This window comes from Melissospora conviva, from assembly GCF_049523535.1.
Taxonomy (GTDB): domain Bacteria; phylum Actinomycetota; class Actinomycetes; order Mycobacteriales; family Micromonosporaceae; genus Melissospora; species Melissospora conviva.
Genome location: NZ_JBLLDT010000005.1, coordinates 1 through 15,281 on the forward strand (window position 1 = coordinate 1; position 15,281 = coordinate 15,281).

Consider the following 15,281-nt stretch of genomic DNA (forward strand, 5'->3'; position numbering starts at 1 on the left):
CCAGGCCCGGGTATAAATCATAATTGGCACTGGCTTATCTAGCACCCTGTTGAGTTCTCAAAGAACAACCACACACCCGACACAACCAGCCATTTCAGCCGGCCCCACCAGGGGTAATTCGTTCGCATCCCCGCCGCGTTCCCGCGCCGGGCACTCTTACTACGTTACCTTCCCGTTTTCCGCCCGTCAAATCGGTGTTTTCCGACTTTCAGCGCTTCCTACCGGTCCAGCCCCGCAATCTCGTGCAGCAGGTTACCACTGCATCCGATCTTGGGATTCGGCAGGCCGGCCGCCGCGGTCTCCCGCAAGCTCGCCCGGTTCCCTGTCCGGCGTTCCACGTTACCCGGTCGGCTTCGCCGCACCAAATCGACCGCTTTCGCAGCCCATCCGGCAGGCACCACCCAGGTCCATCACCCACCCGATGACAACTCACCAAGCAAGCTCCGGTAGTCCAGCGTTCCGGCCTCAGGACTTTCGCCCCGTTTTCGTCCGTTCCGCGCTGGCAGAGAGAAAGTTACGCGCCCGGCGGAGGCATCGTCAAATCCGCCGGGCGCGTCCCCCGTCACATCATCGACCTGCAGTTATTTTGCCAGCTCAACGCCGGCGAAGGAGCGCTTCCCGCGGCGCAGCACGAGGAACCGGCCGTGCAGCAGCTGCGCCGGGTCGACCAGGGCGTCGACGTCGGAGACCCGCTCGTTGTTCACGTAGGCGCCGCCCTCGGTGATCGTGCGACGGGCCTCCTTCATGCTCGCCACCAGCCCGGACTCCTTCAGCAGCCCGGCGACACCGGGCAGCTCACCGGTGACCTGGAGCAGGCCGGCTTCGGCGAGCGCGGCCCGCAGCGTCGACGAGGAGAGCTCCTCGAGCGAGCCGCGACCGAAGAGCGCCTGGCTGGCCGCGATCGCCTGCCGGGTCTCCTCCGCGCCGTGCACCAACGTGGTCAGCTCCTCGGCGAGCGCCCGCTGCGCGAGCCGGGCCGCCGGCTGCTCGGCGGTTGCCTTCTCCAACTCCTCGATCTCGGCCCGGGGGCGGAAGCTGAAGTACCGCAGGTACCGGGTGACGTCCCGGTCGTCGGCGTTGACCCAGAACTGGTAGAAGGCGTACGGGCTGGTCATCGCGGGGTCGAGCCAGACGGCGCCGCCCTCGGTTTTGCCGATCTTGGCGCCGTCGGCCTTGGTCACCAGCGGGGTGGTGAAGGCCTGGACCGGTCCCGCGCCCCGGCGCCGGACGTAGTCGACACCGGCGGTGATGTTGCCCCACTGGTCCGAGCCGCCGAACTGCAGCCGGCAGCCGTAGCGGCGGTGCAGCTCGAAGAAGTCGTTGGCCTGCAGCAGCTGGTAGCTGAACTCGGTGAAGCTGATGCCGCTCTCCAGCCGGGCGCGGACCACCTCCCGGGCCAGCATCTTGTTGACCGGGAAGTGCTTGCCGACGTCGCGCAGGAACTCGACGACCGACATCTCGCCGGCCCACTCCAGGTTGTTGACCAACCGGGCGGCGCTGTCACCCTCGTACGAGACGAAGGGCGCGAGCTGCTCGCGGATGCGCTCCACCCAGCCGGCGACGACCTCCGGCGGGTTGAGGCTGCGTTCGGCGCTCTCCTTCGGGTCCCCGATCTGCCCGGTGGCGCCCCCGACCAGCAGCAGCGGCCGGTGACCGGCCAGTTGCAGCCGCCGGGCGGTGGTCACCTGCATCAGGTGACCGACGTGCAGGCTCGGGGCGGTCGGATCGAACCCGACGTAGAAGGTCGCCGGCTCCGGGCCGAGCAGCGCCCGCAGCTCGTCGAGTCCGGTCGCGTCCTGGATCAGTCCCCGCCAGAGCAGGTCGTCGATGAGTGAATCTCCGCCAGCGGGCGTACGGTTGCTCTCGGTCACCCCGCCATTCTCCCCCATTCACCAGGACGGGCCACAACCGGTTGAGCGGCGATCACGCCGTTAAGCTGGCCCGCACCCGCGCGCCGGAGCGGCCGCGGTGAACGAGGAGGAGCCGACGGTGGAGATGTCGAACATGAGCGGCGGACTGGTCGAGCTGCTGGGGCTGCGGCTGGAAGAGGTCGGACCGGACCGGGTCGTCATCCGCTGGGACTGCGAGCCGAAGCACCACCAGCCCTTCGGCATCCAGCACGGCGGCGTCTACTGCGCGGTGGTGGAGACGGCCGCGAGCATCGGTGCCGGCCTCTGGTTCGCCGACCGCGGCACCTGCGTCGGAGTCTCCAACCAGACCGACTTCCTGCGGGCCGTACGCGAGGGCGAGCTGACCGCTGTCGGCACGCCGATCCACCGCGGCCGCAGCCAGCAGCTCTGGCTCGTCGAGATCACCGACGCCGAGCAGCGGCCCGTGGCCCGCGGTCAGGTGCGGCTGCAGAACCTCACGAGGTAGGCAGCAGAACCTCACGGGGTGAACAGCCCCGCGCCCCGGCCGCCGCTCAGCGGTGGACGGCGTCCAGGGCCGCCTCGTCGGGCGTCTCCTGCGCGTCGGACTCCGCTGCGGTGGTCTCCGCCTCGGCGCGGCGCAGCCGGACCTTGGAGATCGCCGCGCCGTCGACCGCCGCGACCGCGAACTCCCAGCCGTCGATGACGACGCTCTCGCCGGCGTCGTCCGGGATGTGCCCGAGGCAGGCCAGCAGCAGACCGGCGACGGTGGTGTAGTCGCCCTCTGGACGCTGCACCACCTCGACGCCGAGGGTGGTCAGGCTGTGCACCGCGAAAGTGCCGGGCAGCAGCCGCGAGCCGTCGGGCTCTTCGCGTACGCGGTGCACGTCCCGGTCGGCCTCGTCGTAGATCTCGCCGACGATCTCCTCCAGCACGTCCTCGAGAGTGACGATCCCGACCACCGCGCCGCGCTCGTCGACGACCAGGGCGATGTGCTGGCGCTCGGCCTTGAACTGGCGCAGCGCGTCCACCACCGAACAGGAGTCGGGCAGCAGCAGCGCCGGATGGGTGCACTCGTCGACCGGCCGCTGCGGCGGCACCCCCACCAGGTCGCGCAGGTGGATGACGCCGACCGCCTCGTCGAGGCCGCCGTGGCGCACCACCGGGGCCCGGGAGTGCCCGGAGGCGGCGAGTACCAGCCGGGCGTCCTCCGCGGTGGTCCCGCTGTCCAGGGTGAAGACCTCCAGCCGGGGCACCAGGACCGCCCGCAGCCGCCGTTCGGCGATCTCCACCGCACCCGAGATGATCATTTGTTGTTCGGCGGTGAGACCGCCGTGGCCGGTGACGATGTCGCGCAGCTCGTCGGGGCTGATCTCCTCGCGCTGCGGCCGGGGGTCGACCCCGAAGAGGCGGACGACCAGGTCGCTGGTGGCGCTCAATGCCCAGACCACCGGGCGCGACAGGCTCGCCAGCAGGTCCAGTGGGCGGGCCACCAGCAGCGCCCAGCGCTCCGGGTGCTGCATCGCGATGCGCTTGGGGGCGAGCTCGCCGAAGACCAGCGTCACGAAGGTCAGCACCGCCGTCACGGCGACCACGGCCAGCGGCTCGGCGGCGCCGCCGAGGAAGCCGAGCAGCGGCACGAGCGGCCGGGCCAGGGAGACCGCGGCCGCCGCGGAGGCGAGGAAACCGGCGAGGGTGATGCCGATCTGAATGGTCGCCAGGAAGCGGTTCGGGTCGGTGGCGAGCCGGGCCAGCACCCGGCCGGAGCGTCCACCACGGGCCAGCTGGGTTATCTGGCTCTGCCGCAGCGAGACCAGCGCCATCTCGCTGCCGGCGAATACCGCGTTGAGAACCACCAGCAGCCCGACCAGTGCCAGCTGGGACCAGTAACTCTGCACGCCGTGGTCTCCCTCACCGATGCTCGTGTGGCCTTCAGCGGGCGACCCGAGCGCGTCATCGCCCCGCAGGGCGTCATTGCCCCGCGGGGAGCACGGTGAATCACCCGCAGCGCCACGAACCGGCGCACGACCACCTGTCGGCCGGGGTGCGGACGACGATCAGGCGTGCAGTTCCAGGACGTACTCGCCCACCTCGGCGCCGCGCGCGGCGGCGTACCCGCTGTCCTCGCCGCAGACGACGAAGCCGCACTTGGCCAGCACCCGCAGCGAGCCGAGGTTGTCCTTGACGGCGCGCGCCCGCAGCGGGCGCACGGTCACCTCCCGCAGCAGCTCGCTCAGGGCTGCGGTGGCGTACCCGCGGCCCCAGTACGGCCGGCCGATCCAGTAGCTGACCTCGAGCATCCCGTCGTACGGGAAGACGGAGACGTTGCCGACCACCGTGTCCTGTGCCACGACGGCCCGGACGAGGTTCTCGGTGTTGCCGAGCACCCGTGCCCAGTGCTGGGCGAAAGCCGTGCTGTCGGTGGGGTCCGGCGCCGTGAAGGCTGCCATCCAGTTCGCCTCGGGGTCGAGCTGGTGCGCGAAGAAGGCGCGCAGATCCACTGCCTGCACGGGTCTGATCTGCACCTCACTCGACATGGCGGACACCGTATCGCCCGCCGGTGACAAAAGGCGGCACCCGAGGCGCAAGCCACGGGTCCGGACACCCTGATTCCGGCCGGCTGCGCCGAAACAGGCCCATGGTCCCGTTCGGTTCGGCGCAAACGCCCCTGTCCGTACCGTCACGACAGCGCAGACTGTGGGTACGGGCGGCGGGGCAGCCGTCCCCGGCGGCCGGACGGAGGCGACGGGTGAGCGGGAACGGCGGGCGGGACGGAGCCGGGGATGTCTGCTGAGAGCCGCACGGCGCCGGCCCCGCTCGGGCTGACCGGGAGCGAGGCCGCCGACCGGCTGCGCCTGGAGGGCCCGAACACTGTCGCCGCACCCGCCCAACGCGGGCTCGCCGGCCGGGTCCTGCGTCAGCTGGCCGACCCGCTGATCGCGCTGCTGCTGGCGGCGGCGGTGGTGACGGCGCTGCTGCGCGACTACCCCGACACCGTGGTCATCCTGCTGGTCGTCGCGGTGAACACCGTCATCGGCGTGGTCCAGGAGGTACGCGCCGACCGGGCCATCGCCGCACTGGACCAGCTCGCCGCCCCCACCGCGCGGGTGGTCCGCGACGGCGCCGACCAGGTGGTGCCCGCCGCCGACCTGGTCCGCGACGACGTGGTGAAACTGGAAGCCGGCGACGTCGTCCCGGCCGATCTGCGGCTGGAGCACGCCAGCCGGTTCCAGCTCGACGAGTCCGCCCTGACCGGCGAATCGGTGCCGGTCGGGCACGGTAGCGGCGACGAGATCCCGGCCGGCACGGTCGTCACCACGGGCCGGGCCAGTGGCACCGTCATCCGTACGGGTGCGGCGAGCGCCCTGGGCCAGATCACCGAACTCGTCCGGGCCACCCGGCCGAGCGCCACCCCGCTGCAACGCCGCCTGGCCGGGCTGGGGCGGGTGCTCGGGTTGACCGCCGTGGCGCTCTCCGCGGTGGTGTTCGTGCTCGGGCTGGCCGCCGGCCGGCCCGTCGTCCAGATGGCGATCACCGCGGTGAGCCTGGTGGTGGCGGCCGTACCGGAGTCGCTGCCGGCGGTGGTGACCCTGGCGCTGGCGCTGGGCGCCCGGCGGATGGCGGCGTCCCGGGCGATCCCGCGGCGCCTGCACGCCGTGGAGACCCTCGGCTCGGTCAGCGTCATCGCCTCGGACAAGACCGGCACCCTCACCGAGGGGCGGATGGCCGTGCAGGAGGCGGTGCTGCCCGACGCCGTCACCTTCACCGTCACCGGCACCGGCTACGAGCCGGCGGGCACCGTGCACCGGGACGGCCAGGTCCTGGCCGAGACGCCCGGACAACTGCGGGACCTCGCCCTGGCCGGGCTGCTCTGCAACGACGCCGCGCTGCTGCCGCCGACGCCCGAGCGGCCCGACTGGATGGGGGCCGGCGACCCGCTGGAGGCGGCCCTGGTCGCGTTCGCCGCCCGCTGTGGTCTCGACCCGCAGCCGGTACGCGCGCAGTGGCCCCGCGTCGACGAGCAGCCCTTCGACCAGGACACCCGGCGGATGGTGACCGTGCACCGCACACCCGAGGACCGCTATCTGGTGGTCTGCAAGGGTGCGCCGGAGAGCATCCTGGCTGCGCCTCTGGTGCAGGCCACACCGCAGGAGCTCGAGCAGCTGCTCGCCGCCGCGCACCGGCTCGCCGGTGAGGGGTTGCGGCTGCTGGCGGTGGCGAGCGCCGTGGTGGACTCCCCTCCCGATCCGGCGCATCCGAGCGGGTTGCGCCCGGTGGGACTGGTCGGCATCGGCGACCCGCTGCGCGGCGGCGCCCGGCAGACCGCCGAGGGATTCGAGACCGCGGGAGTGCGGTTCATGCTCATCACCGGCGACCATCCCGCCACCGCGGCGGCCATCGGCGGACGGCTCGGCATCTGGACCGAGGGTGACCACGTCGCGCGGGGCGACAACGGCGGCCTGACGGCGGAGGAGATCACCGGATCGCACGTCTTCGCCCGCACCCAGCCCGCCCAGAAGCTGGACATCATCGCCGCGCTGCAGGAGCGCGGACACGTGGTGGCGATGACCGGCGACGGGGTCAACGACGCACCGGCGTTGCGCAAGGCCGACATCGGGGTGGCGATGGGCGGCGGCACGGAGGTCGCCCGGCAGGCCGCCGATCTGGTCCTGGTCGACGACAACCTCGCCACCGTGGCGGTCGCCATCGGCGAGGGCCGGCGCATCTACGAGAACATCCGCCGGTTCCTGCGCTACGCCCTCTCCGGCGGCCTCGCGGAGATCGCCGTGATGCTGCTCGGTCCGCTCTTCGGCATGGCGGTGCCGCTGCTGCCGGCCCAGATCCTCTGGATCAACCTGCTCACCCACGGCCTGCCCGGGGTGGCGCTCGGCGCCGAACCGGCCGAGCCGCACACCATGCAGCTGCCGCCGCGCTCCTCCCAGGAGTCGGTCCTCGGGGCCGGTCTCTGGCGCCGGATCCTGATCACCGGTGCGCTGATCGCCGCCACCGCGCTCGGGGCGGGCGTGCTCGCCCAGTACTTCGACCGGCCCTGGCAGTCGGTGGTCTTCGTGGTGCTGGGCCTGGCGCAGCTCGGGGTGGCCCTGGCCGTCCGGGCGCCCAAGCCCCCTGGCGTACGGATCAGCAACCCCGGTCTGCTCGTGGCGGTGGCGCTCTCCGCGCTGCTGCAGATCGCCGGGGTGCTGGTGGAGCCGCTGCGCGAACTACTCGGCACCGACGCGCTCAGCTGGCTGGACCTGCTCGGCTGCGCGGTGATCAGCCTGGTCCCCGGCGTGGCGCTGCGACTCGCCGCACGCGTCCGCACGGGTGATCACAATGAAGGGGCCTCTGCGAGGATGAGGCCGAGAGAAGGAGCAGGACGATGAGGAACACCAGTGCCCCGGTCGTGGTCGGCGTCGACGGTTCGGCGTGCAGCTTGGAGGCGGTCCGGCTGGCCGCCCGGGAGGCCACCGTGCGGCGGCGGCCGCTGCGGGTCGTACACGCCTTCATCTGGCCGATGATGCGCACGCCGCTGGGCCCCAGCTCGGCCGGGCCGCCCGAGGGCGGGCTGCGCAACCAGGCCGAACGGGTGGTCGCCGAGGCTGTCGAGGAGGCCCGCAAGGTCGCCGGCGACATCGAGGTCACCGGCGCTGTCGTCGATGGCGCGCCCACGCCGGTGATGCTGCAGGAGGCGCACGAGGCGGGCCTGATCGTCCTCGGCAACCGGGGGCTCGGCGGCTTCGCCGGCCTGCTGCTGGGCTCCACCTCGGCCCAGGTCGCCGCCCACGCCACCTGCCCGGTGCTGGTGGTCCGCGGCGAGCTGCGCACCGAGGGTCCGATCGTTGTCGGCGTCGACGGCTCCGAACTGTCGAATCTGGCCATCGGCTTCGCGATGGCCGAGGCCGACCACCGCGACGCCGAGGTCATCGCCGTGCACGCCTGGCTCAACCCGACCCCCGTCGGCCCCGGCGACATGCTCCCCCTGGTCTACGACGTCGACGCGCTGCGCGCCGAGGAGGAGCGGGTGCTGGCCGAGGCCATGGCCGGCTGGCGCGAGCGCTACCCGGACGTACGCGTCACCCAGCAGCTCGCGCGCGCGGCCGCGCCCCGCGCGCTGATCGAGGCCTCCAAGCAGGCCCAGCTGCTCGTGGTCGGCGCCCGGGGCCGCGGCGGCCTCACCGGCATGCTGCTCGGCTCGGTGAGCAACACCGTGCTGCACAAGGCGCACTGCCCGGTAGCGATCCTGCGCCACCACCAGAGCGAGCAGCCGCAGTAGCTCTCCCCCTGCCCCCTGTCGGCCACCAACGTGGAGGAACAACCATGAACAGCCCCGTCGTCGTCGGCGTGGACGGCTCCCCGACCAGCTACGCCGCCGCCGGGTACGCCGCACGGATCGCCGACCAGCGGGGTCGCCCGCTGCACCTGGTGCACGGTTACCTGCACCCACTCGGCTACGGGGTGGGCATCAACCCGTACGACCTGGGGGTGCCGGCGCCGACCAGGGCGGCGGTGGAGATGCTGGAGTCCGCCGCAGAGCAGCTGCGGTCCCGGTGGCCCGGTCTGGAGGTCGAGACCCGGCAGGTGGCGGGAGGGCCCGCCGCGAGCCTGATCGACGAGTCCCGCCGGGCCGGGCTGCTGGTGGTCGGCACCCGGGGAGTCGGCGGGTTCAAGGGGCTGCTGCTGGGCTCGGTGAGCACCCAGGTCGCCGGGCACAGCCGCTGCCCGGTGTTCGTGGTCCGGCCGGCCGAGGGCGAGGAACTGCCCTACGACGGCCCGGTGCTCGTCGGCGTCGACGGTTCCACTCACTCGCGGCTGGCGGTGGCCCACGGCGCACAGGAGGCGATGCGCCGGGGTGGGGTGCTGCGGCTGGTCAACGCGTACGCCATCAACACCTCGCCGATGCTGAGCTTCCCGCCGGAGGGACTCCAGGAGTACGAGGTGGCGCTGCGCGACAACGCGACCGGGGTGCTGCGGGAGGCGGCCGCGGTGGTGCGGCACGACCACCCGGAGCTGACCATCGAGGAGCATGTCGTGGCCGGCGCCAACCCGGCGCAGGATCTGGTCGAAGCCACCCGCGGCGCCGCCCTGGCCGTGGTGGGCTCACGCGGTCACGGCGGGTTCGTGGGGATGCTGCTCGGCTCGATCAGCCAGGCGCTGGTGCAGCACGCCCACTGCCCGGTGCTGGTCGCGCACGGCACGCTCCCCGACCAGGAGTAGGGCCCGCCGGGTGTGGGCCCACCGGTCCACACCCGGCGCCGGCGGGGGTCAGCTCCGGCGGCGTGGAGTGTGGCGGCGGTAGTCGCTGACCGTCGGATCGCCGGCGATCCAGAAGCGCCATGCCACGTCGTGCGCCGCCGTCACGCCCACCCTCGGCCCGGCCGAGATCGCCTGCTCCGGCACCGGGCGTACCGGCGGCCGCAGCCGCACCGGGCCGTCCCCGAGCAGGTAGCGGCCGTAGACGGTGCGGTCCAGGCCCAGCGCCGCGCAGAGGCGGGCCGGACCGCGGGCCAGGTCCACGTCGCGGCGAACCGCCGTACGCCGGGCGCGCGCGGTCTCGACGCCGGCGACCACCTCGCCGGCGCGCAGCAGCACCGCCGAGGCCTCGCCGTCCGGGCCGGTGACGACGTTCATGCACCAGTGCATGCCATACGTGAAGTAGACGTAGGCGTGGCCTGCCGGGCCGAACATCACGCTGTTGCGAGGGGTGCGGCCACGGTGGGCGTGCGAGGCCGGATCGCCGGCGGTGCCCGCGTACGCCTCGACCTCGGTCAGGCGCACGGTGACACCGTTGGCGGTCAGTTCGCAGCCGAGCAGCGCGCGGGCGGCCGGCAGCACCGGGCCGGCGAGCGTACGGGCCAACTGCGCCCGGTATGCGTCATTGCTCTCGGTGTCGCCGGTTTCCACCGTCTCCCGCCCGTTGTTCGTCACGATGCCCCCTGGCGGAAGGTAGCCGAATGGTCTGACCAGCGCTCCAGTAGGTCGGCGGAGGTCGTGCATTCGACGGGCCGCGCAGTGGACTGCCCCTGTTAGCGTCTGCCACGGTTGGTCTGGCAGACCGGCTGCTGAACAGGGAAAGGGATGCCCCCCATGGGATTCATGGACAAACTTCGCGGCGAGCTGATCGACATCATCGAGTTCCTCGACGACAGTCGGGACACGATCGTGTGGCGCTTCCCGCGGCACGGCAACGAGATCAAGATGGGGGCGAAACTGATCGTCCGCGAGTCGCAGACGGCGGTCTTCGTCAACGAGGGGCAGATCGCGGACGTCTTCCCCCCGGGGACGTACGAGCTGCAGACGAAGAACATGCCGATCCTCTCGACGCTGAAGGGCTGGAAGTACGGCTTCCAGTCGCCCTTCAAGGCCGAGGTGTACTTCGTCAACACCCGCCGCTTCACGGACATGAAGTGGGGCACCCAGAACCCGATCACGCTGCGGGACGCGGAGTTCGGCATGGTCCGGGTGCGCGCCTTCGGCGCGTTCGCCGTGCAGGTGACCGACCCGGTGAAGCTGCTGCGCGAACTCGTCGGCACCGACCCGCAGTTCCGCACCGAGGAGGTGCAGGACTACCTGCGCCAGGTGGTCGTCGGCCGGCTCGGGCCGGTGCTCGCCGGCGCCGGGGTGCCGATGCTGGACCTGGCGATGCACCAGCACGACCTGAGCATCAAGCTCGCCGGGCTGCTCACCACCGAACTGGCCGAGGTCGGCATCGCCATCCCCCGGTTCGTGATCGAGAACATCTCGCTGCCGCCGGAGGTCGAGAAGGCGCTCGACAAGCGCAGCTCGATGGGGATCCTGGGCAACATGAACCAGTACACCCAGTTCCAGGCGGCGAACGCCCTGGAGCAGGCCGCCGCCAACCCCGGCGGTGCGAGCGAGGGCATGTCGCTGGGTCTCGGGCTGGCCGCCGGGCAGCAGATGGCCGCGACCCTGGCCGGCAACGCCGCGCAGCCGACGCCGGTCGCGCCGGCCGCCGCGCCGACCCCGGCCGCCGCTGCCGCCGCGCCGCCGCCGCTGCCGACGGCCGCCGAGTGGTTCATCGGCGTCAACGGGCAGCAGCAGGGCCCGTTCGACGCCGCGGCGCTGGCCGCCCAGGTCTCCGGCGGCGGGCTGACCGCCGAGACGCTGGTCTGGAAGACGGGCATGGCCGGCTGGGTGCCGGCCGCCCAGGTCCCGGAGATCGCGGCGCTGCTCGCCGCGGCCCCGCCGCCGCTGCCCCCGCAGTGACCGTCTTCCCCGCCCCATTTCTTCGATCCGTACAGATTCGATCCGTACAAAGGAGCCCGGGTTGACCGACCCGATCGGGACCACCGAACCCACGGCGTCCCGCCCATTCCCCTGCGGCGGCTGCGGCGCCCGCCTGGAGTTCACCCCCGGCACGACCGCGCTGACCTGCCCGTACTGCGGCTTCCAGCAGCAGACCGAAGCCCCGCAGCGGGCGGTGCGCGAGCACTCGTACGACCAGCTGGTCGCGCTGCCCCGCAAGCCGGTGGCGACGCTCGCCGCGCACGTCTACGTCTGTCACCGCTGCGGCGCGCAGACTCAGAGCAACGCGATCTCGGAGAGCTGCCAGTTCTGTGCCGCGCCGATGGTGGTCGACACCGCGGCGCTGGAGCAGATCATCCCCGAGGCGGTGCTCCCCTTCCAGGTTGACCGCAACGGTGTGCGCACCTCGCTGAAGAGCTGGGTGAACTCCCGCTGGTTCGCCCCGTCGGGCCTGAAGAAGGTCAGCGAGGCCGAATCGGTCAAGGGGACGTACCTGCCGCACTGGACGTATGACAGCCGGACCCGGTCGGACTACGTCGGCCAGCGGGGCGAGTACTACTGGGAGACCGAGACGTACACCGTCGAGGTGGACGGAAAGAGCGAGACCCGTACCCGTCAGGTCCGCAAGACCCGCTGGTATCCGGCCAGCGGCCGGGTGCAGCGCGACTTCGACGACGTGCTGGTCCCGGGTACGCATCAGGTGAGCCCGGCCAACCTGGACGCGCTCGCCCCCTGGCCGTTGGAGCGGGCCGCGCCGTACCAGCAGGACTTCCTCGCCGGCTACCAGACGCTGCGCTATGACGTCGAGCCGGAGGCCGGGCTGACCGATGCCAAGGCCCGGATGGCGAAGGTGATCGAGAAGGACTGCGAGGCCGACATCGGCGGCGACGAGCAGCGGGTGCTGTCGGTGCAGACGCAGTACGCCGACATCATGTTCAAGCTGATGCTGCTGCCGGTCTGGATCGCCTGCTACATCTACGCGGGCAAGACGTACCAGATCATGGTGAACGGGCGGACCGGCAAGGTTGTCGGCGAGCGGCCGTACAGCAAGATCAAGATCGCTCTGGCGATCCTGGCCGGCCTGGTGGCGCTCGGGCTCGTGGCGGTGCTCTACCTCAAGTCCCAGGGCGGCTGAGGGCCATCCCCGGGCGACGGGGGCCGCGGCCGGGTCACGGCTGCGGCCCCCGTGCGTTTCCCGGGCCGGATCAGAGCGCGGCGACCCAGTACGGCTGGACCGTCATCCAGGCGTTGCCGGCCGCGCCGTTGAGCCGTCCGGTGCTCTTGGTCGACAGGGTGTACCAGGAGTCGACGTAGTCCGGGTCGTCGGTCCACCACTTGTTCGGCATCGCGTCGATGATCGCGGTGACCAGCGGGGTGAAGGCGGCGCCGCCGTCGATAACGGTCAGCAGCGCGGTGACCAGCGCGATGGCCAGCGACTTGTAGTTGGTGTCCCCGTCGTCCTCCATCATCACCACGTCGGCGAGGTTCCACTTGTACGCCTTGAAGTGGACCAGGAGCTGGTTCGGGTAGTACGTGGTGGCGGCCTTGTCCAGGTACGGCATCTCGACGATGTCGACCTTGGGGTCACCGTTGAGGTCGTAGCCGCCGACGATGTTGAAGATCTCGGCGTTGCCCTTGAAGAAGGGCTCCTTGATGTCCGCGACCTGCACCGAGGTGACCTTGGTGGCCCAGTACCCGGTCGAGGCGACCTGCATCTGGTCGCCCGCGGCGGCCACGGCGGGCGCTCCGTCGGCGGTGGTCGCCGAGGTGACGCCGGCGGCGGCGAGTTCGCTGCGCAGCACCTCCGCGCCGAGCGTGAGCGCCTGCGCGGTGTCCACCTCGATCATCAGCACCGGCCGCGCCGGCACGGTCGCGACGTCGAGCACGACGCGAGCGCCGGCGCGGTCGTAGGCGACCAGGTCGGCGGCGGTGTCGTCGGTGGGAGTCGCGGCGATCAGCGGCGCCTTCCCGGCGCGCAACGCCGGCAGCATGTCCGGGTGGGCCAGCCGCACCTGCAGCAGCGCGGAGTCGGCGTCCTCGAGCCCCTTGGCCCGCAGCACCGCCTCGTCGGCCTGCGCCACCCGCTTGCCGAGCCCCTTGCCGGCGACGGCGGCGCTCAGGTCGAGGGTCTGGTCGGCGTCGGCGGCGACCCGGGCGGCCAGGGGCGTGACCGTGGCCGCCAGGTCCCGGGCGAGGGTGTCGGTGATGTCGTACACCGTCGGGCCGGCGGCGAAGGGCTGGCCGGCCTCGGCCGCCGCGAAGGGCTGTCCTCCCACCGGAGCGGCGAAGGGCTGGCCGCCGGCGGGCGCGGCCTGGGCGGGAACCGCCGTCAGAGCGAGCAGGGCGGCCGTGACCGCCGCTGTGCTCAGCAGGGCGGTCCGGGGGACACGGTGTGACACAGGGTTCTCCTCGCGGATACGGCGAGGGCCGGCCTGGTTGCCGGCCCTGGCGTTCGGGGGTGACGAGGGAACTTCTACCGCCCCAAAGTTGATGTTGTCAATCATTCGATATCTATCTCATGAATTCCTGAAGTTGTTGTGCGACAAGGGATTGCGCTCTGCTAGCGCCTCCGAAACGATGCCGATCGCCCGCCCGTACGGCCACAGCAGAACGCCGCCGGCGCGAACTCCCGAGGTGATCGGGAGCCGCGCCGGCGGCGGGTGAAGCAGGTGTCGCGGTCAGCGGGGTACGACGACCTCCGCCGCCCACTGCCGCCAGTCGGCGAGCTGCTCGTTCACCGAGACAAGCTGGTCGGCGACCGGGCCGGGCCCGGTGGAGCCCGGCGTGGTCCGCCCGGCCAGCGCCGAGCGCACCGACAGCACGTCGCGCACGCTCGGGTCGAGGTGCGGGCTGACCAGGGTCAGGTCCTCGTCGGAGACCTCGTCGAGCTCACATTCGCGAACCGCGCAGAGGGCGACCAGCTTGCCGGTCACCTCGTGCGCCTCCCGGAACGGCACGCCCTTGCGGACCAGCCAGTCGGCGACCTCGGTGGCGAGGGAGTAGCCGACCGGGGTGGCCGCCGCGAGGCGCTCCACCCGGACCGTCATGGTGGCGATCATCCCGGCCAGCGCGGGCAGCAGCAGCTCCAGGGTGTCGACCGCGTCGAAGGCCGGCTCCTTGTCCTCCTGCATGTCCCGGTCGTAGGCCATCGGAAGGCCCTTGAGCATGGTGAGCACCGCCATCAGCCCGCCGACTAGCCGGCCGGACTTGCCCCGGGCAAGCTCGGCGATGTCCGCGTTCTTCTTCTGCGGCATGATCGACGAGCCGGTGGCGAAGGCGTCGTCGAGCTCCACCCAGCCGAACTCCTGCGAGGTCCAGAGCACGACCTCCTCGCCGAGGCGGGACAGGTGCACCCCGATCAGCGCGGTGATGAAGAGGAACTCGGCGACGAAGTCACGGTCGGCGACGGCGTCCATCGAGTTCGCCGCCGGCCGGGCGAAGCCCAGCTCCTTGGCGACACCGGCCGGGTCCAGCGGCAGCGACGAACCCGCCAGCGCACCGGAACCGAGCGGGCTGACCGACGTACGGGCGTCCCAGTCGCGCAGCCGGTCGAGGTCGCGCAGCAGCGGGTGCACGTGCGCGAGCAGCCAGTGCCCGAAAGTGACCGGCTGGGCGTGCTGCAGGTGCGTCATTCCCGGCGCCGGGGTGTCCACGTGCGCGCCGGCCTGGTCGGCGAGCGCGTCGGCCAGCTCGATCAGCCGGGCGGCCACGCCGCGGGCGTGATCGCGCAGATAGAGCCGCAGGTCGGTGGCGACCTGGTCGTTGCGCGAGCGGCCGGCGCGAAGCTTGCCGCCGAGGGTGCCGAGGCGCTCCAGCAGACCGCGCTCCAGCGCGGTGTGCACGTCCTCGTCCTCCACGGTGGGGCGGAACTCGCCGGAGGCGCAGGCGGCCTCCAGGTCGTCCAGCGCCGCGAGCATCCGGCCGAGCTCGTCGGGGGTGAGCAGGCCCGCACCGGCCAGCACCCGGGCGTGGGCCCGGGAACCGGCGATGTCGTACGGGGCCAGTCGCCAGTCGAACTGCACGCTGACCGAGAGCCGGGCCAGCGCCTCGGAGGGGCCGCCGGCGAAGCGGCCGCCCCAGAGGCTGGTGCGGTTGGTCGCTGCGCTGTTCTCGGTAAGGCTCTTGTCGTCCACGCCACCCATTGTCGGA

General features: G+C 72.0%; 12 protein-coding genes. 6 read left to right on the plus strand and 6 right to left on the minus strand.

Features of this window, described 5'->3' with window-relative positions:
- Positions 1 to 581 precede the first annotated feature (581 nt).
- A complete protein-coding gene (tyrS, locus tag ACK8GG_RS13285) occupies positions 582 to 1,871 on the minus strand; it encodes a tyrosine--tRNA ligase (RefSeq protein ID WP_440356431.1) in 1,290 nt (429 codons plus the stop codon).
- Positions 1,872 to 1,995: 124 nt separating this feature from the next.
- On the opposite strand from tyrS, the gene ACK8GG_RS13290 reads away from it, so the two are divergent.
- A complete protein-coding gene (locus ACK8GG_RS13290; RefSeq protein WP_440351950.1) occupies positions 1,996 to 2,376 on the plus strand; it encodes a PaaI family thioesterase in 381 nt (126 codons plus the stop codon).
- Between the two features lie 46 nt (positions 2,377 to 2,422).
- On the opposite strand, the gene ACK8GG_RS13295 is transcribed toward ACK8GG_RS13290, so the two are convergent.
- Together ACK8GG_RS13295 and ACK8GG_RS13300 are read right to left on the minus strand one after the other, a co-directional pair.
- Positions 2,423 to 3,766, minus strand: a complete 1,344-nt coding sequence (locus tag ACK8GG_RS13295) for a hemolysin family protein (protein ID WP_440353870.1) — start codon at positions 3,764 to 3,766, stop codon at positions 2,423 to 2,425.
- Between the two features lie 159 nt (positions 3,767 to 3,925).
- Entirely contained in the window at positions 3,926 to 4,405 is a 480-nt protein-coding gene (locus ACK8GG_RS13300) for a GNAT family N-acetyltransferase (protein WP_440356432.1), read from the minus strand.
- Between the two features lie 246 nt (positions 4,406 to 4,651).
- Between ACK8GG_RS13300 and ACK8GG_RS13305 the strand changes: the two genes are divergently transcribed.
- The 3 genes from ACK8GG_RS13305 to ACK8GG_RS13315 are packed head-to-tail and all read left to right on the plus strand — an operon-like array spanning position 4,652 to position 9,083.
- Positions 4,652 to 7,252: a cation-translocating P-type ATPase gene (locus tag ACK8GG_RS13305; RefSeq protein ID WP_440356433.1), complete on the plus strand. Its 2,601-nt coding sequence runs from the start codon at positions 4,652 to 4,654 to the stop codon at positions 7,250 to 7,252.
- Positions 7,249 to 8,142, plus strand: coding sequence for a universal stress protein (locus ACK8GG_RS13310; protein ID WP_440353867.1), 894 nt, complete (start codon positions 7,249 to 7,251; stop codon positions 8,140 to 8,142). The genes ACK8GG_RS13305 and ACK8GG_RS13310 overlap by 4 nt, the downstream gene beginning before the upstream one ends.
- Positions 8,143 to 8,186: 44 nt before the next feature.
- The gene (locus ACK8GG_RS13315) at positions 8,187 to 9,083 is read left to right on the plus strand and encodes a universal stress protein (RefSeq protein WP_440353866.1); all 897 of its coding nucleotides are present in this window, start codon (positions 8,187 to 8,189) and stop codon (positions 9,081 to 9,083) included.
- 48 nt (positions 9,084 to 9,131) lie between these two features.
- On the opposite strand, the gene ACK8GG_RS13320 is transcribed toward ACK8GG_RS13315, so the two are convergent.
- Positions 9,132 to 9,770, minus strand: coding sequence for a DNA-3-methyladenine glycosylase (locus ACK8GG_RS13320; RefSeq protein WP_440356592.1), 639 nt, complete (start codon positions 9,768 to 9,770; stop codon positions 9,132 to 9,134).
- Positions 9,771 to 9,953: 183 nt separating this feature from the next.
- Between ACK8GG_RS13320 and ACK8GG_RS13325 the strand changes: the two genes are divergently transcribed.
- Together ACK8GG_RS13325 and ACK8GG_RS13330 are read left to right on the plus strand one after the other, a co-directional pair.
- Complete coding sequence (locus ACK8GG_RS13325) at positions 9,954 to 11,093, plus strand: SPFH domain-containing protein (RefSeq protein WP_440356434.1); 1,140 nt, start codon at positions 9,954 to 9,956, stop codon at positions 11,091 to 11,093.
- A gap of 61 nt (positions 11,094 to 11,154) precedes the next feature.
- Positions 11,155 to 12,267 (plus strand): TFIIB-type zinc ribbon-containing protein, encoded by a 1,113-nt coding sequence (locus tag ACK8GG_RS13330; RefSeq protein WP_440356435.1) that lies wholly within the window; start codon positions 11,155 to 11,157, stop codon positions 12,265 to 12,267.
- A gap of 70 nt (positions 12,268 to 12,337) precedes the next feature.
- Here ACK8GG_RS13330 and ACK8GG_RS13335 read toward each other — a convergent pair whose 3' ends face one another.
- Together ACK8GG_RS13335 and argH are read right to left on the minus strand one after the other, a co-directional pair.
- Positions 12,338 to 13,531, minus strand: coding sequence for a DUF3103 family protein (locus ACK8GG_RS13335; RefSeq protein ID WP_440356436.1), 1,194 nt, complete (start codon positions 13,529 to 13,531; stop codon positions 12,338 to 12,340).
- Positions 13,532 to 13,810: 279 nt separating this feature from the next.
- Positions 13,811 to 15,274, minus strand: a complete 1,464-nt coding sequence (gene argH, locus ACK8GG_RS13340) for an argininosuccinate lyase (protein ID WP_440356437.1) — start codon at positions 15,272 to 15,274, stop codon at positions 13,811 to 13,813.
- Positions 15,275 to 15,281: the final 7 nt, after the last annotated feature.